The sequence below is a fragment of the Streptococcus mitis NCTC 12261 genome (genome assembly GCF_000148585.2).
GTDB classification, from domain to species: domain Bacteria; phylum Bacillota; class Bacilli; order Lactobacillales; family Streptococcaceae; genus Streptococcus; species Streptococcus mitis.
Genome location: NZ_CP028414.1, coordinates 634913 through 655322 on the forward strand (window position 1 = coordinate 634913; position 20410 = coordinate 655322).

Genomic DNA, 20410 nt, shown 5'->3' on the forward strand with positions numbered 1-20410 from the left:
AAAATTTGCTATAATAGTGACTATGAATAGAATAAGAGTCAACAAAAGGGTTGAAAAAAAGCTTTCAAAGGGACTAGTTTTACTAGAAGCCAGCGATCTTGAGAATATCAATCTCAAGGATCAGGAAGTAGAAGTGCAGAGTCAGGAAGGAACCTTTCTTGGGACTGCCTACCTTTCTCAGCAAAACAAAGGCTTGGGCTGGTTTGTCAGCACAGACAAGGTGACCTTCAATCAAGCTTTCTTTGAAGCACTGTTTAGACAAGCTAAAGAAAAGAGAAGTGCCTACTATCAAGATGATTTGACTACTGCCTTTCGTCTCTTCAACCAAGAGGGAGATGGCTTTGGAGGTCTGACAGTGGACCTTTATGGCGACTATGCTGTCTTTTCTTGGTATAACTCTTATGTTTATCAGATTCGTCAGACCATCTCAGAAGCTTTTAGACAGGTTTTTCCTGAGGTGTTAGGAGCATATGAGAAGATCCGTTTTAAGGGTTTGGACTATGAATCTGCCCATGTTTATGGTCAAGAAGCACCTGACTTTTTCACTGTTTTGGAAAATGGTGTTCTGTATCAAGTCTTTATGAACGATGGCTTGATGACAGGGATTTTCCTAGACCAGCATGAAGTTCGCGGTAGTTTAGTGGATGGATTGGCTATGGGTAAATCCTTGCTCAATATGTTTTCCTACACAGCAGCCTTTTCAGTGGCTGCGGCCATGGGAGGAGCAAGCCAGACTACTTCGGTTGACCTAGCTAAACGTTCACGAGAATTGTCTCAAGTGCATTTTCAGGCTAATGGAATCAGCACAGACGACCATCGTTTTATAGTTATGGATGTTTTTGAGTATTTCAAGTATGCCAAGCGAAAAGGCTTGACCTATGATGTGATTGTCCTAGATCCGCCTAGCTTTGCTCGGAACAAAAAACAAACATTTTCTGTGGCTAAGGATTATCATAAGTTGATATCCCAAAGTCTTGAGATTTTAAATCCGGGCGGTATTATTATTGCCAGCACCAATGCTGCCAATGTATCCCGCCAGAAATTTACAGAACAAATTGATAAAGGCTTTGCAGGAAGAAGTTACCAGATTTTAAATAAATACGGTCTTCCAGCAGATTTTGCCTATAATAAAAAAGATGAAAGTAGTAATTACCTCAAGGTGATTAGTATGAAGGTTAGTAAATGAAATTAATTGTTTCAGTAATGCCAAGAAGTTTAGAGGAGGTCCAGGCTCTGGATGTCACGAGGTACCTAGATGCCGACATCATTGAATGGCGTGCCGACTATCTGCCTAAGGAAGCGATTTTGCAGGTGGCTCCAGCTATTTTTGAAAAATTCGCTGGCCGTGAGTTAGTTTTCACGTTGCGAACTCGCTCTGAAGGGGGAGAAATCGACCTTTCTCCAGAAGAATATATCCATCTAATCAAGGAAGTGGCACAACTCTATCAACCAGACTATATTGATTTTGAGTACTATAGCTACAAGGATGTTTTTGAGGAAATGCTGGACTTCCCAAATCTCGTTTTGAGTTACCATAATTTCCAAGAAACACCTGAAAATATGATGGAAATCTTGTCAGAGTTGACGAGCTTAAATCCAAAACTTGTTAAGGTTGCGGTGATGGCTCACACGGAGCAGGATGTGCTAGACTTGATGAACTATACACGAGGCTTTAAAATCCTCAATCCTGAGCAGGAATATGTGACCATTTCTATGGGCAAGGTGGGCAAGGTCTCTCGTATCACTGCGGATGTGACGGGTTCTAGCTGGTCTTTTGCTAGTCTAGATGAGGCAAGTGCCCCAGGTCAGATTTCCTTAGCTAACATGAAAAAAATTCGGGAGATTTTGGATGAAGCTTGATGGCTATACACGTTTAGCTGCCGTTGTTGCTAATCCTATTAAGCATTCTATTTCCCCCTTTATTCACAATAGTGCCTTTGAGGCGACAGATACCAATGGTGCTTACGTGGCTTGGGAGATTGAAGCGGGTGACTTGGCAGAAACAGTGGCCAATATTCGTCGCTACCAGATGTTTGGAATTAACCTTTCTATGCCCTATAAGGAGCAAGTGATTTCTTATTTGGATGAGCTGAGCGATGAAGCGCGCTTGATTGGTGCGGTTAATACGGTTGTCAATGAGAATGGCAATTTAATTGGATATAATACAGATGGCAAGGGATTTTTTAAGAGCTTGCCTTCTTTTACAATTTCAGGTAAGAAGATGACCCTGCTGGGTGCAGGTGGTGCGGCTAAATCAATCTTGGCACAGGCTATTTTGGATGGTGTCAGTCAGATTTCTGTCTTTGTTCGTTCAGTTTCTATGAAAAAAACAAGACCTTACCTGAACAAGTTACAGGAGCAGACAGGCTTTAAAGTGGACTTGTATGCTTTAGAAGATGTTTCTGAACTGCAAGCAAGGATTGCTGAGTCGGATTTACTTGTCAATGCGACCAGTGTGGGCATGGATGGTCAATCATCTCCAGTTCCTGAAAACATTGTCCTATCAGAAACTCTCTTAGTAGCAGATATCATTTACAAACCCTTTGAAACACCATTTTTGAAATGGGCCAGAAGTCAGGGCAATCCAGCAGTCAATGGTCTGGGAATGTTGCTCTATCAAGCTGCAGAAGCTTTTCAACTGTGGACAGGAAAGGAAATGCCAACGGAAGAGATTTGGCAGTCTTTAACAGAAAAATACCAATAAAGAAAGGGAGATTCTCCTATGAAAATCAGAATCGATATTCCTCACCATCCTTATGATATTCAGATTGAAAAAGGCTGTCTGGCTCAGGCTGGTCAATGGTTGCGAGAGCTCTGGCAACCTCAAAAAGTAGTCATTGTAACAGACAACCATGTAGCTTCTCTTTATGCAGAGAAGGTCAAGCTCAGCCTAGAAGATGCTGGTTTTCAGGTAGCAGTTTTTGACTTTTTAGAAGGGGAAGAAAGAAAGAATTTAACTACTGTTCAGAAAGTCTATGAATTCCTAGTTAAGCAGGGGTTGACTCGTAGCGATGGAATCGTGGCTCTTGGTGGCGGTGTCGTTGGGGACCTGGCTGGTTTTGTAGCCTCTACCTATATGCGGGGCATTCATTTTGTTCAGATTCCGACCAGCTTGACAGCTCAGGTGGATTCTTCTATCGGCGGAAAGACAGGTGTCAACACTCCATTTGCTAAAAATATGGTGGGGACATTTGCCCAGCCAGATGGGGTTCTGATTGATCCACTTGTCCTTGAAACGCTTGGAAAAAGAGAGTTGATTGAAGGGATGGGTGAAGTTATCAAATATGGCTTGATTGAGGATCCAGAACTGTGGAAAATTTTGACGGAGCTGGATGGTTCTGTTGAGAGCATTCTGGAGCATGCAGAGATCTTGATTGAACATTCTTGTCAGGTCAAGCGCAAGATGGTGGTTGAGGATGAGCTGGACAATGGTGTACGCCTTTACCTCAACTTTGGCCATACTATTGGTCATGCCATTGAAGCAACGGCTGGTTATGGGAAAGTCATGCATGGAGAAGCTGTGGCTATGGGTATGGTACAGATTTCCAAGGTTGCTGAGGAAAAAGGTCTCATGCCAGAAGGAATAACCCAGTCTATTATAGAGATGTGTCAGAAATTTGGCTTGCCTGTTGATTATGAAAACTGGGATGTTGACAAGCTTTATCAGGCTTTGACTCATGATAAGAAAGCACGTGGCAATACCTTGAAATTGGTCTTGGTACCAGAGCTTGGTTCAGCGACTATTCACCCAGTTTCTCTGGAAGAGATGAAAGACTACTTGGTAAAATAAGGAGAGTGTATGAGATATTTAACTGCAGGAGAATCACACGGCCCCCGTCTGACAGCTATCATTGAGGGAATTCCAGCTGGACTTCCTTTGACAGCTGAGGATATCAATGAGGATTTGAAACGTCGTCAGGGTGGATACGGCCGCGGTGGTCGTATGAAGATTGAGAGCGACCAAGTTATCTTTACTTCGGGTGTTCGCCATGGGAGGACTACTGGGGCTCCCATTACCATGGATGTCGTCAATAAGGACCATCAAAAATGGCTGGATATCATGTCTGCGGAGGACATTGAAGACCGCCTTAAAAGCAAACGGAAAATCACCCATCCACGTCCAGGTCATGCCGACTTGGTTGGGGGCATCAAGTACCGTTTTGATGATTTGCGTAATTCCTTGGAGCGCTCATCTGCTCGTGAAACCACCATGCGGGTGGCAGTTGGGGCAGTAGCCAAACGCATCTTGGCTGAGCTGGATATGGAAATGGCTAACCATGTCGTGGTCTTTGGTGGCAAGGAAATCGATGTTCCTGAGAATCTGACAGTTGCTGAGATTAAGGAAAGAGCTGCCCAGTCTGAAGTTTCTATTGTCAACCAAGAAAGGGAACAGGAAATCAAGGATTATATTGACCAAATCAAACGTGACGGTGATACCATCGGTGGGGTTGTGGAGACAGTCGTTGGAGGTGTTCCAGTTGGTCTTGGTTCCTATGTCCAATGGGACAGAAAATTAGATGCCAGACTTGCCCAAGCAGTTGTCTCTATCAATGCCTTTAAAGGGGTGGAATTTGGCCTTGGATTTGAAGCTGGTTACCGCAAAGGTAGCCAAGTTATGGATGAAATTCTCTGGTCTAAAGAAGACGGCTATACTCGTCGTACCAACAATCTAGGGGGCTTTGAAGGTGGTATGACCAATGGGCAACCCATCGTTGTTCGTGGCGTGATGAAACCCATTCCTACTCTCTACAAACCACTCATGAGTGTGGATATCGAAACCCATGAACCCTACAAGGCAACTGTGGAGAGAAGTGATCCGACTGCTCTTCCAGCTGCAGGAGTGGTCATGGAAGCTGTTGTGGCAACGGTTCTGGCACAAGAAATCCTTGAAAAATTCTCATCAGACAATCTAGAGGAATTAAAAGAAGCGGTATCCAAACATCGAGAGTATGCAAAGAACTATTAAGGAGTTCCTATGGCAAAAACAGTCTATATCGCAGGCCTTGGTCTGATTGGTGCCTCTATGGCACTCGGGATCAAACGCGATCATCCAGATTATGAAATTGTAGGTTATAATCGCAGTCAAGCTTCGAGAGATGTCGCCTTGAAAGAGGGCATGATTGACCGTGCAACAGATGATTTTGCCAGTTTTGCTCCTCTTGCGGATATTATTATTCTCAGCTTGCCAATCAAACAAACTATTGCTTTCATTAAGGAATTGGCTAACTTGGACTTGAAAGAAGGCGTGATTATATCAGATGCTGGTTCGACCAAGTCAGCCATTGTGGATGCGGCGGAGCAATATTTGGCTTGCAAACCTGTTCGCTTTGTCGGGGCCCATCCCATGGCTGGTAGTCATAAGACGGGGGCTGCTTCTGCGGATGTCAATCTTTTTGAAAATGCCTATTATATCTTTACACCTTCGAGTCTGACAGGTCAGGACACGCTTGAGGAAATGAGGGACTTGCTTTCAGGTCTTCATGCCCGTTTTATCGAGATTGATGCCAAGGAGCATGATCGGGTAACTTCTCAGATCAGCCATTTCCCTCATATTATAGCCTCTAGTCTCATGGAGCAGACGGCAGTCTATGCTCAAGAACATGAGATGGCAAGGCGTTTTGCGGCCGGTGGTTTTCGAGATATGACTCGGATTGCGGAAAGCGAACCAGGTATGTGGACCTCTATTCTCTTGTCTAATCGTGAGACTATCCTAGAGCGGATTGAGGATTTTAAGGAACGTTTGGATGAGGTTGGACAAGCCATTAGCAAGGGAGATGAAGAGCAGATTTGGAACTTTTTCAACCAAGCGCGTGAGCAACGTCAGGCTATGGAAATCCATAAGCGTGGCGGTGTGGATAGCTCTTATGACCTTTATGTAGATGTTCCTGATGAAGAAGATGTCATCTTGAGGATTTTGGAACTACTACGTGGAACTTCCTTGGTCAATATTCACATCAATGAGGAAAACCGTGAAGATATTCACGGGATTCTACAAATTTCATTTAAAAATGCTCAAGACTTGGAACGAGCTGAGCATCTCATAACAGAAAATACCGACTACACAGTCGTCATTAAATAAGGAGAAAATCATGTCAAATATTTACGATAGTGCAAATGAACTCAGTCGCGGTCTACGCGAATTACCAGAATACAAGGCTGTCAAAGCAGCTAAAGATGCGATTGCAGCAGATGCTGAGGCAAGCAAAATTTTTACAGAATATGTTGCTTTCCAAGAGGAAATTCAAAGACTAGCACAGACAGGTCAAATGCCAGACGCTTCCTTTCAAGCGAAAATGGAAGGCTTTGGCAAGCAGATTCAAGGGAATAGCCTCTTGTCAGAATTCTTTACCAAGCAACAACAATTGGCAATTTACCTTTCTGACATTGAAAAAATTGTTTTCGAACCAGTTTCAGAATTGCTAAAATAAGAAAATAACTATCATAAAGTCAGGAATTTTTAAGGAATTTCTGGCTTTTTATGATAAAATAGGTAAAAGTATTGCAAGTATGAGGTCCAGTATGAAACTAAAAACAAACATTAGCCACTTACATGGCAGTATCCGAGTTCCAGGTGACAAGTCTATCAGTCACCGTTCTATTATCTTTGGAAGTTTGGCTGAGGGTGAGACCAAGGTTTATGATATTCTGCGAGGTGAAGACGTTCTTTCGACCATGCAAGTCTTTCGTGACCTTGGTGTTGAGATTGAGGATAAAGATGAGGTTATTACCATTCAAGGTGTAGGTATGGATGGTTTAAAAGCTCCGCAAAATGCCCTTGATATGGGAAATTCTGGAACCTCGATTCGCCTGATTTCAGGTGTTCTTGCTGGTGCAGACTTTGAAGTAGAAATGTTTGGAGATGATAGTCTTTCCAAACGTCCTATGGACCGCGTGACTATTCCACTGAAAAAAATGGGTGTCAGTATTTCAGGGCAAACTGAGCGAGACCTGCCTCCCCTTCATTTAAAAGGGACGAAAAACCTAAGACCTATTCATTATGAATTGCCAATTGCCTCTGCTCAAGTGAAGTCAGCCTTGATGTTTGCGGCCTTGCAAGCTCAGGGGGAGTCAGTGATTATCGAAAAAGAATGCACCCGTAATCATACTGAAGATATGTTGCAACAATTTGGTGGTCATTTAAGTGTGGACGGTAAGAAAATCACAGTCCAAGGGCCACAAAAATTGACAGGACAGAAGGTGGTCGTACCAGGAGATATTTCCAGTGCAGCCTTTTGGTTGGTCGCAGGTTTGATTGTTCCAAACTCTCGTGTGGTGCTTAAAAATGTGGGCATCAACGAAACGCGTACAGGTATCATTGATGTCATTCGCGCCATGGGTGGAAAATTAGAAGTTACTGAAATTGACCCAGTCGCTAAATCTGCAACCCTGACTGTTGAGTCTTCTGACTTGAAAGGAACAGAGATTGGTGGCGCTTTGATTCCACGCTTGATTGATGAATTGCCCATTATCGCTCTACTTGCGACCCAAGCTCAAGGTGTAACAGTTATTAAGGATGCTGAGGAACTCAAGGTCAAGGAAACAGACCGCATTCAGGTTGTGGCAGACGCCTTAAATAGTATGGGAGCAGATATTACTCCTACGGCAGATGGAATGATTATCAAAGGAAAATCAGCCCTTAACAGTGCTAGAGTCAATACTTTTGGAGACCATCGTATCGGCATGATGACGGCTATCGCGGCCCTCTTGGTTGCTGAAGGAGAAGTGGAGCTTGATCGTGCAGAAGCCATCAATACCAGCTATCCTAGCTTCTTTGATGATTTGGAGAACTTGATTCATGGCTAAGGTGTTATTAGGCTTTATGGGAGCTGGCAAATCGACTATTGCAAGAGGCTTGGATCCAGCTTATCTCGATATGGATGCTCTGATAGAGAAGCGCTTAGGCATGTCTATTGCGGAATTTTTCTCGGAAAAGGGAGAAGAATCTTTTCGTCAGGTAGAGTCAGAAATCCTAGCTGAGTTACTACAAAGAGACAAAGTTGTGTCAACTGGCGGAGGAGTGGTTATTTCTCAGCGAAATCGTGACTTACTAAAGACAAATTCTGATAATATCTACCTGAAAACTGATTTTGAAACCCTCTACCACCGTATCGCAGCTGATAAGGACAATCAGCGTCCGCTTTTTCTAAATAATAGCAAGGAAGAACTTGCAGCTATTTTCCAAGAAAGACAGGCTTGGTATGAGGAAGTGGCTAGTCGGATTTTGGATGTGACCAAGCTAAGCCCAGAGGAAATTATAGAGGAACTGAGATGAAAATTGCTTATCTAGGTCCCAAGGGATCATTTTCACACCACGTTGTGCAGACAGCTTTTCCTCAGGAGGAATTGCAGGCTTTTGCCAACATTACAGATGTCATCAAGGCCTATGAGCAAGGATTAGTGGACTATTCTGTGGTGCCAGTTGAAAATTCTATCGAGGGTAGTGTTCATGAAACCTTGGACTACCTTTTTCATCAGGCTCGCATTCAAGCAGTGGCAGAAATCGTTCAGCCTATTCATCAGCAGTTGATGGTGGTTCCAGGTCATACTAAGATTGAAAAGATTTTTTCTCATCCTCAGGCTTTGGCTCAAGGAAAGAAATTCATCGATGAACAATATCCAGAGGCCCAAATTGAGGTAACAGCTAGTACAGCTTATGCGGCCCGTTTTATTTCCGAACATCCAGACCAGCCTTATGCAGCCATTGCACCAAGAAGTTCTGCTGAAGAATATAGCTTAGAACTGATTGCTGAAGATATTCAAGAAATGGAAGCTAATTTCACACGTTTCTGGGTTTTGGGAGCTGAAGGTGCAGCCATTCCCTTGCAAGCACAAACTGAGAAAATGAGTTTGGCCTTGACCTTACCGGACAACCTTCCAGGTGCACTTTATAAGGCCCTGTCGACCTTTGCTTGGAGAGGAATTGACCTGACAAAAATTGAAAGTCGGCCACTCAAGACAGCGCTGGGAGAATACTTTTTCATTATTGATGTGGACTATGCTGATAAGGACTTGGTCCACTTTGCCCAAAAAGAATTAGAAGCGATTGGAATCCAGTATAAAGTTCTGGGTGCCTATCCCATTTATCCAATATCAGACCATGGAAAGGAGAGAAGATGAGTAAAGAAAATCCCTTAAGCCATCACGAGCAGTTGCGTTATGACTATCTTTTTAAGAACATTCATTACCTCAATGAGCGAGAGAAAAAGGAGTTTGCTTACTTGCAAGGTAAGTTAAATATGGCTAGTGGTAGTGAAGTTTCACCAGAAATTTATAATGAAAATCACGATATGGAAGAGTCTTTCATGGAGCCAGTCAATCAGTCTCCTCTTCCATCCTATGGTAACCGTAGTCGTGCAAAAAAATACCAGAAAACTCATTCTCATCCAAAGGTTAAGTCCAAAAAACGTAAGATTCGTTGGGGTCGCATTTTTGCAGGATTGCTTGCTCTTCTAGCCTGTGTTGGTTTTGGTATGATTTTTATGTTCCTAAAAGGTTATTCAAATGCGGATCCAACCAAACCTGCCAATGCTAAGGCAGCTCAAGTAGAAGTTTTTCATGGTCAAGATACCAAGGATGGGGTCAATATTTTGATTATGGGGACGGATGGACGGATTGGCCAAAACAGTGCTGAGACGAGAACGGACTCGATTATGGTTCTAAACGTTGGTGGCTCAGATAAAAAAATCAAACTGGCCAGCTTTATGCGTGACAATTTGGTCTATATAGACGGATACAGTCAAGTCATTAATGGTAGAAAGCAGTCCGATAATAAGTTAAATGTAGCCTATGAGTTGGGGGAACAAGAGGGGCAAAAAGGGGCAGAAATGGTTCGAAAAGTCCTAAAAGACAATTTTGACTTGGATATTAAATATTACGCTTTGGTAGATTTCCAGGCCTTCGCAACTGCTATTGACACTCTCTTCCCTGACGGTGTAACGATTGATGCCAAATTCTCAACCTTAGAAGGTCAACCTTTAACCGAAGCTACAGTCGGAGATGATTTACATGCTACGGAAACAGAGTCACCAACTCAGACTATCAAAGTTGGGAAACAGCAGATGAACGGTTCAACCTTGCTAAATTATGCTCGCTTCCGTGATGATGATGAAGGTGATTACGGTCGTACCAAGAGACAACAGCAAGTGTTGACAGCTGTTCTGCAACAACTCAAGGATCCAACTAAACTCTTTACTGGATCAGAAGCATTAGGTAAGGTCTTTGGTATGACCTCTACGAATGTTCCCTATAGTTTCTTATTGACCAATGGCTTATCCTTCCTAGATGGAGCGCAAAATGGTATTGAGAGATTAACAGTTCCAGAACTAGGTGATTGGGTCGATGCCTATGATGTCTATGGAGGACAGGCACTCTTAGTAGACCAAAATAAATATCAAACCAAGCTATCTCAAATGGGAATGAGATAAGATAGAAAAATCAAAGTTTGAAGGCTATGTATCTAGCAGTCAGGCTTTGATTTTTTACAGTCTGCAATAGATTTTCATCCCTTATTTGTGGTATAATGGAACGATACGATAGAAAGAATAATGAACAATATGACTGATTTAAAAGCTATTCAGGCTCGAAGTCTGGAGATGGCTGAATATTTTGTGGCCTTTTGTAAAGAACATGATTTGCTTTGTTATCTCTGTGGTGGAGGTGCTATTGGTGCCCTTCGAAACAAGGGTTTTATTCCTTGGGATGATGATCTAGATTTTTTTATGCCCCGTAAGGATTATGAAAAATTGGCAGAATTATGGCCTCGTTATGCAGATGAACGTTATTTCTTGTCGAAGAGTAACAAGGATTTTGTCGACCGCAATCTTTTTATTACCATTCGTGATAAGGAAACGACCTGTATCAAACCTTATCAGCAGGATTTAGAATTGCCACATGGTCTGGCCTTGGATGTGTTGCCTTTGGATTATTATCCTGAAAATCCAGCTGAACGGAAAAAACAGGTTCGTTGGGCCTTGATTTATTCTCTTTTTTGTGCGCAAACTATTCCAGAAAAACATGGCGCACTTATGAAGTGGGGAAGCCGTATTTTACTGGGGTTGACTCCAAAATCTCTCCGTTATCGTATTTGGAAAAAAGCTGAAAAAGAAATGACCAAGTACAGTCTAGCTGAGAGCGATGGAATCACGGAATTATGCTCGGGTCCTGGTTACATGAGAAACAAGTACCTAATCGAATCTTTTGAGGATAATCTTTTCTTGCCATTTGAAGAGACAGAGATGCCCGTTCCAGTCGGCTATGATGCTTATCTCAGCACTGCTTTTGGGGATTATATGACACCTCCACCAGCAGACAAGCAAGTACCACATCATGATGCTGTCATCGCTGATATGGATAAGTCTTATACAGAATACAAGGGAGAATATGGTGGCTAAGAAAAAAATATTATTTTTTATGTGGTCTTTTTCTCTCGGGGGTGGCGCAGAGAAGATTCTATCTACCATTGTTTCAAATCTAGATCCAGAAAAGTATGATATTGATATTCTTGAAATGGAACATTTTGATAAGGGATATGAATCTGTTCCCAAGCATGTACGCATTTTAAAATCCTTTCAGGATTATCGCCAAGCCAGATGGATTCGAGCTCTTTTGTGGAGAATGAGAATTTATTTTCCAAGACTGACCCGTCGTTTGCTTGTGAAAGATGACTATGATGTTGAAGTTTCTTTTACTATTATGAATCCTCCACTGTTGTTCTCTAAAAGAAAAGAAGTCAAGAAAATCTCTTGGATTCATGGAAGTATCGAAGAATTTCTTAAGGATAGCTCAAAAAGGGAGTCACATAGACGCCAGTTGGATGCTGCGGATACCATTGTAGGAATTTCGAATAAAACCAGCAATTCTATCAAGGAAGTCTATCCAGATTATGCTTCGAAATTACAGACAGTCTACAATGGATATGATTTTAAGACTATTTTAGAAAAATCTCAAGAGAAGATCGATATCGAGATTGCGCCTCAAAGTATCTGTACTATCGGACGGATTGAGGAAAATAAGGGTTCTGACCGTGTGGTGGAAGTGATACGATTATTACACCAAGAGGGAAAAAACTATCATCTCTATTTTATCGGGGCTGGAGATATGGAAGAGGAACTGAAAAAACGAGTTAAAGAATATGAGCTTGAAGACTATGTACATTTCCTTGGTTATCAAAAAAATCCTTATCAGTATTTATCTCAGATGAAGGTTCTCTTGTCTATGTCTAAACAAGAAGGTTTTCCTGGAGTGTATGTGGAAGCCTTGAGTCTGGGACTTCCTTTTGTCTCTACGGATGTCGGAGGGGCTGAGGAACTATCACAAGAAGGACGATTTGGACAAATCATTGAGAGCAATCAAGAGGCAGCTCAGGCAATTACGAACTACATGACCTCTGCCTCAAACTTTGATGTCAATGAGGCTAGCCAATTCATTCAACAATTTACAATTGCCAAACAAATCGAACAAGTAGAAAAACTATTAGAGGAGTAGCATGGAAACTGCATTAATTAGTGTCATTGTGCCAGTCTATAATGTGGCGCAGTACCTAGAAAAATCGATAGCTTCCATTCAGGAGCAGACCTATCAAAATCTGGAAATTATTCTTGTTGATGATGGTGCAACAGATGAGAGTGGTCACTTGTGTGATTCAATCGCTGAACAAGATGACAGGGTGTCAGTACTTCATAAAAAGAATGAAGGATTGTCGCAAGCACGAAATGATGGAATGAAGCAGGCCCACGGGGATTATCTGATTTTTATTGACTCAGATGATTATATCCATCCAGAAATGATTCAGAGTTTATATGAGCAATTAATTCAAGAAGATGCGGATGTTTCGAGCTGTGGTGTCATGAATGTCTATGCTAATGATGAAAGCCCACAATCAACCAATCAGGATGACTATTTTGTCTGTGATTCTCAAACATTTCTGAGGGAATACCTCATAGGTGAAAAAATACCTGGGACGATTTGCAATAAGCTAATCAAGAGAGAGATTGCAACTGCACTATCCTTTCCAAAGGGATTGATTTACGAAGATGCTTATTATCATTTTGATTTAATCAAGTTGACCAAGAAGTACGTTGTTAATACCAAACCCTATTATTACTATTTCCATAGAGGGGATAGTATTACGACTAAACCCTATGCAGAGAAGGATTTAGCCTATATTGATATCTACCAAAAGTTTTACAATGAAGTTGTGAAAAACTATCCTGACTTGAAAGAGGTTGCTTTTTTCAGATTGGCCTATGCCCACTTCTTTATTCTGGATAAGATGTTGCTAGATGATCAGTATAAACAATTTGAAGCCTATTCTCAGATTCATCGTTTTTTAAAAGGCCATGCCTTTGCTATTGCTAGGAATCCAATTTTCCGTAAGGGGAGAAGAATTAGTGTTTTGGCTCTATTCATAAATATTTCCTTATACCGATTCTTATTACTAAAAAATATTGAAAAATCTAAAAAATTACATTAGAACGGGGGTGAGTAAGTGATTGATGGAAAACGATTATTATTTAGTTTGACCATAGTCAGCTATGCCTTGACGATAGTAAGTGGAATTGTGTATCTGTTTAATAATAACAATGTTAGCTTGCTTTCTACTTTATTGTTCTTACTGGTTAGTAGCTTAATTGCTTGTTGGAATGATATCAAGTATTACTTAATCCATTTTATTTTCTTTTTAACTATTTTTGTATTTCTGGTATCAAGGCCGACCATTGATTACTTTAGGGATGGTGCTTTGGATACCTATCATCCCATAGCCTATCGCTTTGCCTTTATAGTCGTCATGGTTTCGATATTGGGATTGACCACAGGGGGGCTCCTAGCTCGCTATTTTATAGCTAGAAAGAAAATACAAGTACCCAAGATAGGAAGTTCTCTAAAAGAGGTTTACATCAAGCGGTTGCGCTTTGTATCGCTAGGAGTTTTTCTTCTAACCTATCCTTTCTATTTCATTCGCTTATTTGAACGGCTCCTGTATCGCTTGCAGACTTCCTACTATGCCTACTATGCAAATTTTGAAAGTAAACTGCCCTATTTTACCTATATCTTATCAACATTTACGGTCTATGCAATGTGTATGTATTTGGCAACCAAGCCAAAGAAATTGCAGGCAACAGCAGTGCTTGTCTCCTTTATTGCAGCCAATACCATTCATTTGGCAATCGGGACACGAAATCCCTTTATTTTAAGTATTCTATTTGCTTTTGTTTATTACTTTATGCGGGAGCAAACAGAAAAGGGAAAATGGATTGGATTTAAAGAAAAGTTAGCGATTTTTGTAGGTTCTCCTATTCTCATGTTAGCGATGGGAATACTCAATTATGTACGGGATAATGTCCAGGTTTCCCATACAGGTTTCTGGGATATCCTGCTTGACTTTATCTATAAACAAGGAACCAGTTTTGGTGTTTTGGCTCGAGGTTTTCTATTTAACAGTAGCCTACCTTACCGAGATTTACGCAATTTTACTTTTGGTCCTGTTATTGATTATTTTGCAAGGGGAAGTTTAGGGGCCATTTTCGGAGGAAAAGCCTTTGAACATACAACCAATAGTGTGGAACTAGCTATTGATAGTAATAGTTATGCCCATAATCTATCCTATCTTGTCTTGAACAAGGAATACTTGAAAGGACATGGTATCGGAAGTAGCTACATTATGGAGTTGTATACCGACTATGGTATGATAGGAGTCTTTCTACTTAGTCTCTTGCTAGGTATGCTATTCATAGCCATGTTGCAAGTAGCCTATCGTTCAAGAACAATCTTATTTGCCTTGTCCCTACTCATTTTGAATAATCTATTCTTTATGCCAAGAAGTAGCTTTTCAGAAAGTTTCTTCAATTTATTTACAATGCAATTCTGGGGAATTGTTCTTGTGATTATATTCGTAGCGAAAATGCTTACAAAAGAGAACCAGTATCTACTAAACAAAGGAGAAAAAAATCATGTTTGAACATTATTCAGTAGCTGATTTGTTTGCAAATCTATACAAAAAACGAAAAGCAAATATTCTAGCTCTCATCGCTTTATTTGCTCTCATTGCTGTACCATTTACAATTAAAGCAGTTAAGAATAAAAATACTGTCAAAGACACAACAAGTTATTCAACTTATATCAGCTATAAAATCACACCTCCAGAAGATTCAGCTAAAACGATTTTGAATCATCAAATTGGTGGTTATAGTGATTTCTACGGAAAATTGATTGATGGGAATTTGAATGGAGCTTATCTTTTCAATGATGTAGAGCCTAGTGAGTTGAAAAAAATTGCCAGTGAATTGGATACGACAGAGACAACCTTGAAAAATTCTACAAGTGACTATTGGTGGAAAAAATTGACTGTCTACTATATGATTGACGATGCAGGGGTTAGTGTGAAAATTTTGACACCAAGTAAAGATGCCAACGACTTGTTAGAGAAAAAGATCGATGCACTGGTTGATAAATTTAAAAATACCTATGCAAACGTGAAAATTGAAAAATTGGAAACCATCAACTCTAAAGAATTGAACGCAAACGGTGAGACAGCGCTTGGATTAAACGTCAAGAATCTGATTCTTCGTCTAGCTGTTATTGGAGTAGTTTGTGTGATTTTGGTTGTGATGGGAAATGTATTGGTTTATCTCTTTAACCCAACAATCAATAGAGCAGGTGATTTTTCTCAGTATCAAATTGATTTTGTAACAGAGATTACAACAATTGCTAATCTAGCAGATATTCTATCATACAAAAATGCTGGACAAGAATTGACTATCGTTAGCTCAAATAAAGCTATTCTGGATAAATTAAAACAAAATCAAGAGGCTTTGAAAGGAATGCATTTTGTAGATTTACAAGATGTACCATCTCTTTTAGAAAGAGATACAGTCCTTCTTGTTGAAGAATACGGAGTGACTCGTTATAAGAAATTTGAACAAAGTCTTCAAATTCTTCGAAACTTAAATCGTTCTATCCTCGGTGTAGCAACCTTTAAACTATAAGCTTTCTGATGTATTAGGTCTTCAAAGTTGGCTAAGAGCCGATTTTGAAGGCTTTTTCTATTTGTTTGCAGAGATTTTCGAAGAGTATTAGGGTCTTCTACAGAAGTTACCCTATGGAAAATCTATATCGACAAAGGAGCCTTCTTTTGATAAAATCGTAAAAATCTAGTATAATAGATAGAACTGAAAGTATGAGGTTACTAGCAATGAAAATGAAACAAATCAGTGATACAACTTTAAAAATCACGATGTCTTTAGAGGATTTGATGGATCGAGGAATGGAGATTGCTGACTTTCTCGTTCCTCAAGAAAAAACAGAAGAGTTCTTTTATGCTATCTTGGATGAGTTAGAGATGCCTGATAGCTTCCTAGATACAGGTATGTTGAGCTTCCGTGTGACTCCAAAACCTGATAAGGTAGATGTCTTTGTAACCAAATCAAAGATTGATCAAAATCTAGATTTTGAAGATTTATCGGATTTACCAGATATGGAAGAATTGGCTCAAATGTCTCCAGATGAATTTATCAAAACCTTGGAAAAAAGCATCGCAGACAAAACCAAGGATGATATCGAAGCGATTCAATCTCTAGAGCAGGTTGAAGCCAAGGAGGAAGAGCAAGAGCAGGCTGAACAAGAAGGTGAAAGCAAGAAAGAGCCGTACATCTATTACATCCTTTCTTTTTCTAAGTTAGCTGACTTGGTGGCTTTTGCCAAGACAGTGACTTTTGAGATGGAAACTTCTGAACTCTACAAGATGAATGAGCGCTATTATTTGACCATTTTAGTGGATATTGAAAATCATCCAAGTCCATATCCAGCTTGGCTCTTGGCCCGTATGCGCGAGTTTGCGGAAGATAGTGATATCAGTCGTTCAGTCTTGCAAGAGTATGGCCAAGTCTTGCTGAATCACGATGCAGTGCTCAATCTGCAAAAGATTGGATAATCCTTTCTGGAAAGCTATTTCTAGATTTTAAGAAGAGCGAATCATATGATTCGTTTTTTCTTTTCTAGACTGAAATAGTGAATTACTATAATAGGAATTTTCACAAAATTCTGTTATAATGGCTATATTAGAAAATTTCAAGGAGACAAACATGACAGTTAAAATTGCTTTACTAGGATTTGGTACCGTTGCAAGTGGCGTGCCTTTCCTCCTAAAGGAAAATGGAGAAAAAATCAATCAATCAGCACATTCAGAGATTGAAGTTGCTAAGGTATTGGTTAAGGATGAAGATGAAAAGAATCGCTTGCTTGCAGCAGGGAATGACTTTAACTTTGTAACAAATGTGGATGATATTTTGTCAGACCAAGACATTACGATCGTAGTGGAATTGATGGGGCGTATCGAACCTGCTAAGACCTTTATCACTCGTGCCTTGGAAGCTGGGAAACACGTTGTTACTGCTAACAAGGACCTTTTGGCTGTCCATGGCGCAGAATTGCTAGAAATTGCTAAAGCTAACAAGGTAGCACTTTACTACGAAGCAGCAGTAGCTGGTGGGATTCCAATTCTTCGCACTCTAGCAAATTCCTTGGCTTCTGATAAAATCACGCGCGTGCTTGGCGTGGTCAACGGAACTTCCAACTTCATGATGACCAAGATGGTCGAAGAAGGCTGGTCTTACGATGATGCTCTTGCAGAAGCACAAAGACTTGGATTTGCAGAAAGTGACCCTACAAATGACGTAGATGGGATTGATGCAGCCTACAAGATGGTGATTTTGAGCCAATTTGCCTTTGGCATGAAGGTTGCCTTCGATGACGTAGCCCACAAGGGAATTCGTAACATCACACCAGAAGATGTAGCTGTAGCTCAAGAGCTTGGTTATGTAGTGAAATTGGTTGGTTCTATTGAGGAAACTCCTTCAGGAATTGCTGCAGAAGTGACTCCAACCTTCCTTCCTAAAGCGCATCCACTTGCCAGTGTGAATGGAGTAATGAATGCTGTCTTTGTAGAATCTATCGGTATTGGTGAGTCTATGTACTACGGACCAGGTGCTGGTCAAAAACCAACTGCAACAAGTGTTGTGGCGGATATTGTCCGTATCGTTCGTCGCTTGAATGATGGTACCATTGGCAAAGACTTCAACGAATATAGCCGTGACTTGGTCTTGGCTAATCCTGAAGACGTTAAAGCAAATTACTACTTCTCAATCTTGGCTCCAGACTCAAAAGGTCAGGTCTTGAAATTGGCTGAAATCTTCAACGCTCAAGATATTTCCTTCAAGCAAATCCTCCAAGATGGCAAAGAAGGTGATAAGGCGCGTGTTGTGATCATCACACACAAGATTAATAAAGCCCAGCTTGAAAATGTCTCAGCTGAATTGAAGAAGGTTTCAGAATTCGACCTCTTGAATACCTTCAAGGTGCTAGGAGAATAAGATGAAGATTATTGTACCTGCAACCAGTGCCAATATCGGGCCAGGTTTTGACTCGGTCGGTGTAGCTGTAACCAAGTATCTTCAAATAGAGGTCTGTGAAGAACGGGATGAGTGGCTGATTGAACACCAGATTGGCAAATGGATTCCACATGACGAGCGTAATCTCTTGCTCAAAATCGCCTTGCAAATTGTACCAGATTTGAAACCTAGACGCCTGAAAATGACCAGTGATGTTCCCTTGGCGCGTGGTTTGGGTTCTTCTAGCTCGGTTATTGTTGCTGGGATTGAACTAGCCAACCAACTGGGTCAGCTCAACTTGTCTGATCATGAAAAATTACAGTTAGCAACCAAGATTGAAGGACATCCAGACAATGTGGCTCCAGCCATTTATGGTAATCTCGTTATTGCAAGCTCTGTTGAAGGGCAAGTTTCTGCTATCGTAGCAGACTTTCCAGAGTGTGATTTCCTAGCCTACATTCCCAACTATGAATTGCGTACTCGAGACAGCCGTGGTGTCTTGCCTAAAAAATTGTCTTACAAGGAAGCTGTTGCAGCTAGTTCTATCGCCAATGTGGCGGTTGCGGCCTTGTTGGCAGGAGACATGGCGACTGCTGGGCAAGCAATCGAGGGAGACCTCTTCCACGAGCGCTATCGTCAGGACTTGGTGAGAGAATTTGCGACGATTAAGCAAGTAGCCAAAGAAAATGGTGCCTATGCAACCTACCTCTCTGGTGCTGGGCCGACAGTTATGGTCTTGGCTTCTCATGACAAGATGCCAACGATTAAGGCAGAATTGGAAAAGCAACCCTTCAAAGGAAAACTGCATGACTTGAAGGTTGATACCCAAGGTGTTCGTGTCGAAGCAAAATAAAGAATAGAAGATAGGATGGGGAAACTCTCGACCAGAGGGCTTCCTATCCTTTTTTTGAAAAGAAGTTTATACTCAATGAAAATCAAAGAACAAACTAGGAAGCTATCCGTAGGATACTCAAACACTGTTTTGAGGTTGCAGATGGAAGCTGACGTGGTTTGAAGAGATTTTCGAAGAGTATTAGTTAAAGACTTGATAAAGGAGAAATAAAGATGGCAGAAATTTATCTAGCAGGTGGTTGTTTTTGGGGTCTAGAGGAGTATTTTTCACGCATTTCTGGAGTGCTAGCAACCAGTGTTGGCTATGCTAATGGACAAGTCGAAACGACCAATTACCAGCTGCTCAAGGAAACAGACCATGCAGAAACAGTTCAAGTGATTTACGATGAGAAAGCAGTGTCACTCAGAGAGATTTTGCTTTATTATTTCCGTGTCATCGACCCTTTATCTATCAATCAACAAGGGAATGACCGTGGTCGCCAATATCGGACCGGAATTTATTACCAAGATGAAGCTGATTTGCCAGCTATCTACACAGTGGTGCAGGAGCAGGAGCGCATGCTTGGGCGAAAGATTGCAGTAGAGGTGGAGAAACTACGTCATTACATTCTGGCTGAAGATTACCACCAAGACTATCTTAAGAAGAATCCTTCAGGTTACTGTCATATCGATGTGACCGATGCTGAGAAGCCATTGATTGATGCAGCAAACTATGAAAAGCCTAGCCAAGAGGTTTTAAAGGAAAGCTTATCAGAAGAATCCTATCGTGTTACCCAAGAAGCTGCTACAGAGACTCCATTTACCAATGCCTATGCCCAAACCTTTGAAGAAGGGATTTATGTAGATATTACAACGGGTGAGCCACTCTTTTTTGCCAAGGATAAGTTTGCCTCAGGTTGTGGTTGGCCAAGTTTCAGCCGTCCGATTTCCAAAGAGTTGATTCACTATTACAAGGACATGAGTCATGGAATGGAGCGAATCGAGGTTCGTTCTCGGTCAGGAAATGCTCACTTGGGTCATGTTTTCACAGATGGTCCTCAGGAGTTAGGTGGCCTGCGTTACTGTATTAATTCTGCATCCTTGCGTTTTGTATCCAAGGATGAGATGGAAGAGGAAGGATATGGCTATCTACTACCTTACTTAAACAAATAAATCAGAGATGGTGGGTGCTTCCC

20 protein-coding genes are annotated in these 20410 nt (G+C 41.2%); all 20 read left to right on the forward strand.

Annotation, left to right across the window (positions count from 1 at the left end):
• Positions 1–22 precede the first annotated feature (22 nt).
• Complete coding sequence (locus tag SM12261_RS03440; RefSeq protein ID WP_001079971.1) at positions 23–1186, forward strand: class I SAM-dependent rRNA methyltransferase; 1164 nt, start codon at positions 23–25, stop codon at positions 1184–1186.
• Positions 1183–1860, forward strand: coding sequence for a type I 3-dehydroquinate dehydratase (aroD, locus tag SM12261_RS03445; RefSeq protein ID WP_000767784.1), 678 nt, complete (start codon positions 1183–1185; stop codon positions 1858–1860). Before SM12261_RS03440 ends, aroD begins: the two co-directional genes overlap by 4 nt.
• On the forward strand, positions 1850–2704 hold the full coding sequence (locus SM12261_RS03450; protein ID WP_000762510.1) for a shikimate dehydrogenase: 855 nt from the start codon (positions 1850–1852) through the stop codon (positions 2702–2704). The genes aroD and SM12261_RS03450 overlap by 11 nt, the downstream gene beginning before the upstream one ends.
• A gap of 18 nt (positions 2705–2722) precedes the next feature.
• Positions 2723–3790: a 3-dehydroquinate synthase gene (aroB, locus tag SM12261_RS03455; protein WP_000702141.1), complete on the forward strand. Its 1068-nt coding sequence runs from the start codon at positions 2723–2725 to the stop codon at positions 3788–3790.
• A 9-nt stretch (positions 3791–3799) separates the two neighbouring features.
• On the forward strand, positions 3800–4966 hold the full coding sequence (aroC, locus tag SM12261_RS03460; RefSeq protein WP_001269850.1) for a chorismate synthase: 1167 nt from the start codon (positions 3800–3802) through the stop codon (positions 4964–4966).
• A 9-nt stretch (positions 4967–4975) separates the two neighbouring features.
• Positions 4976–6079 carry a prephenate dehydrogenase gene (locus tag SM12261_RS03465; RefSeq protein ID WP_001140859.1) on the forward strand — a complete coding sequence of 368 codons (1104 nt, stop codon included), beginning with the start codon at positions 4976–4978 and terminating at the stop codon, positions 6077–6079.
• Positions 6080–6089: 10 nt separating this feature from the next.
• Positions 6090–6428: a YlbF/YmcA family competence regulator gene (locus SM12261_RS03470; RefSeq protein WP_000065969.1), complete on the forward strand. Its 339-nt coding sequence runs from the start codon at positions 6090–6092 to the stop codon at positions 6426–6428.
• A gap of 91 nt (positions 6429–6519) precedes the next feature.
• A complete protein-coding gene (aroA, locus tag SM12261_RS03475; RefSeq protein WP_004238699.1) occupies positions 6520–7803 on the forward strand; it encodes a 3-phosphoshikimate 1-carboxyvinyltransferase in 1284 nt (427 codons plus the stop codon).
• Positions 7796–8272, forward strand: a complete 477-nt coding sequence (locus SM12261_RS03480) for a shikimate kinase (RefSeq protein WP_001151349.1) — start codon at positions 7796–7798, stop codon at positions 8270–8272. Before aroA ends, SM12261_RS03480 begins: the two co-directional genes overlap by 8 nt.
• Positions 8269–9117 carry a prephenate dehydratase gene (gene pheA, locus SM12261_RS03485; protein ID WP_000686445.1) on the forward strand — a complete coding sequence of 283 codons (849 nt, stop codon included), beginning with the start codon at positions 8269–8271 and terminating at the stop codon, positions 9115–9117. The genes SM12261_RS03480 and pheA overlap by 4 nt, the downstream gene beginning before the upstream one ends.
• Positions 9114–10424, forward strand: coding sequence for an LCP family protein (locus SM12261_RS03490; protein WP_000032338.1), 1311 nt, complete (start codon positions 9114–9116; stop codon positions 10422–10424). Before pheA ends, SM12261_RS03490 begins: the two co-directional genes overlap by 4 nt.
• Positions 10425–10544: 120 nt before the next feature.
• Positions 10545–11390: a LicD family protein gene (locus SM12261_RS03495; RefSeq protein ID WP_001061995.1), complete on the forward strand. Its 846-nt coding sequence runs from the start codon at positions 10545–10547 to the stop codon at positions 11388–11390.
• Positions 11380–12483 (forward strand): glycosyltransferase, encoded by a 1104-nt coding sequence (locus SM12261_RS03500; RefSeq protein ID WP_000225887.1) that lies wholly within the window; start codon positions 11380–11382, stop codon positions 12481–12483. Before SM12261_RS03495 ends, SM12261_RS03500 begins: the two co-directional genes overlap by 11 nt.
• A gap of 1 nt (position 12484) precedes the next feature.
• Complete coding sequence (locus SM12261_RS03505) at positions 12485–13471, forward strand: glycosyltransferase family 2 protein (RefSeq protein ID WP_000446965.1); 987 nt, start codon at positions 12485–12487, stop codon at positions 13469–13471.
• A gap of 15 nt (positions 13472–13486) precedes the next feature.
• Positions 13487–14956: an O-antigen polysaccharide polymerase Wzy family protein gene (locus tag SM12261_RS03510; protein WP_004238693.1), complete on the forward strand. Its 1470-nt coding sequence runs from the start codon at positions 13487–13489 to the stop codon at positions 14954–14956.
• On the forward strand, positions 14949–15983 hold the full coding sequence (gene tarQ / locus SM12261_RS03515; protein WP_000461491.1) for a teichoic acid biosynthesis protein TarQ: 1035 nt from the start codon (positions 14949–14951) through the stop codon (positions 15981–15983). Before SM12261_RS03510 ends, tarQ begins: the two co-directional genes overlap by 8 nt.
• Positions 15984–16189: 206 nt before the next feature.
• Positions 16190–16927 carry an adaptor protein MecA gene (gene mecA, locus SM12261_RS03520; RefSeq protein ID WP_000782682.1) on the forward strand — a complete coding sequence of 246 codons (738 nt, stop codon included), beginning with the start codon at positions 16190–16192 and terminating at the stop codon, positions 16925–16927.
• Positions 16928–17078: 151 nt separating this feature from the next.
• On the forward strand, positions 17079–18365 hold the full coding sequence (locus tag SM12261_RS03525) for a homoserine dehydrogenase (protein ID WP_000216346.1): 1287 nt from the start codon (positions 17079–17081) through the stop codon (positions 18363–18365).
• A gap of 1 nt (position 18366) precedes the next feature.
• Complete coding sequence (gene thrB / locus SM12261_RS03530) at positions 18367–19236, forward strand: homoserine kinase (protein ID WP_000692425.1); 870 nt, start codon at positions 18367–18369, stop codon at positions 19234–19236.
• A gap of 212 nt (positions 19237–19448) precedes the next feature.
• Complete coding sequence (msrB, locus tag SM12261_RS03535) at positions 19449–20387, forward strand: peptide-methionine (R)-S-oxide reductase MsrB (protein ID WP_000818182.1); 939 nt, start codon at positions 19449–19451, stop codon at positions 20385–20387.
• Positions 20388–20410 lie beyond the last annotated feature (23 nt).

Coding starts and splice junctions, on each gene's coding strand:
- SM12261_RS03495 (WP_001061995.1), top strand. CDS start 10,545: ATGAACAATATGACTGATTTAAAAGCTATTCAGGCTCGAAGTCTGGAG.
- pheA (WP_000686445.1), top strand. CDS start 8,269: ATGAAAATTGCTTATCTAGGTCCCAAGGGATCATTTTCACACCACGTT.
- SM12261_RS03470 (WP_000065969.1), top strand. CDS start 6,090: ATGTCAAATATTTACGATAGTGCAAATGAACTCAGTCGCGGTCTACGC.
- SM12261_RS03465 (WP_001140859.1), top strand. CDS start 4,976: ATGGCAAAAACAGTCTATATCGCAGGCCTTGGTCTGATTGGTGCCTCT.
- SM12261_RS03450 (WP_000762510.1), top strand. CDS start 1,850: ATGAAGCTTGATGGCTATACACGTTTAGCTGCCGTTGTTGCTAATCCT.
- aroD (WP_000767784.1), top strand. CDS start 1,183: ATGAAATTAATTGTTTCAGTAATGCCAAGAAGTTTAGAGGAGGTCCAG.
- SM12261_RS03505 (WP_000446965.1), top strand. CDS start 12,485: ATGGAAACTGCATTAATTAGTGTCATTGTGCCAGTCTATAATGTGGCG.
- aroA (WP_004238699.1), top strand. CDS start 6,520: ATGAAACTAAAAACAAACATTAGCCACTTACATGGCAGTATCCGAGTT.
- msrB (WP_000818182.1), top strand. CDS start 19,449: ATGGCAGAAATTTATCTAGCAGGTGGTTGTTTTTGGGGTCTAGAGGAG.
- SM12261_RS03525 (WP_000216346.1), top strand. CDS start 17,079: ATGACAGTTAAAATTGCTTTACTAGGATTTGGTACCGTTGCAAGTGGC.
- SM12261_RS03500 (WP_000225887.1), top strand. CDS start 11,380: ATGGTGGCTAAGAAAAAAATATTATTTTTTATGTGGTCTTTTTCTCTC.
- aroC (WP_001269850.1), top strand. CDS start 3,800: ATGAGATATTTAACTGCAGGAGAATCACACGGCCCCCGTCTGACAGCT.
- aroB (WP_000702141.1), top strand. CDS start 2,723: ATGAAAATCAGAATCGATATTCCTCACCATCCTTATGATATTCAGATT.
- mecA (WP_000782682.1), top strand. CDS start 16,190: ATGAAAATGAAACAAATCAGTGATACAACTTTAAAAATCACGATGTCT.
- thrB (WP_000692425.1), top strand. CDS start 18,367: ATGAAGATTATTGTACCTGCAACCAGTGCCAATATCGGGCCAGGTTTT.
- SM12261_RS03480 (WP_001151349.1), top strand. CDS start 7,796: ATGGCTAAGGTGTTATTAGGCTTTATGGGAGCTGGCAAATCGACTATT.
- SM12261_RS03440 (WP_001079971.1), top strand. CDS start 23: ATGAATAGAATAAGAGTCAACAAAAGGGTTGAAAAAAAGCTTTCAAAG.
- tarQ (WP_000461491.1), top strand. CDS start 14,949: ATGTTTGAACATTATTCAGTAGCTGATTTGTTTGCAAATCTATACAAA.
- SM12261_RS03490 (WP_000032338.1), top strand. CDS start 9,114: ATGAGTAAAGAAAATCCCTTAAGCCATCACGAGCAGTTGCGTTATGAC.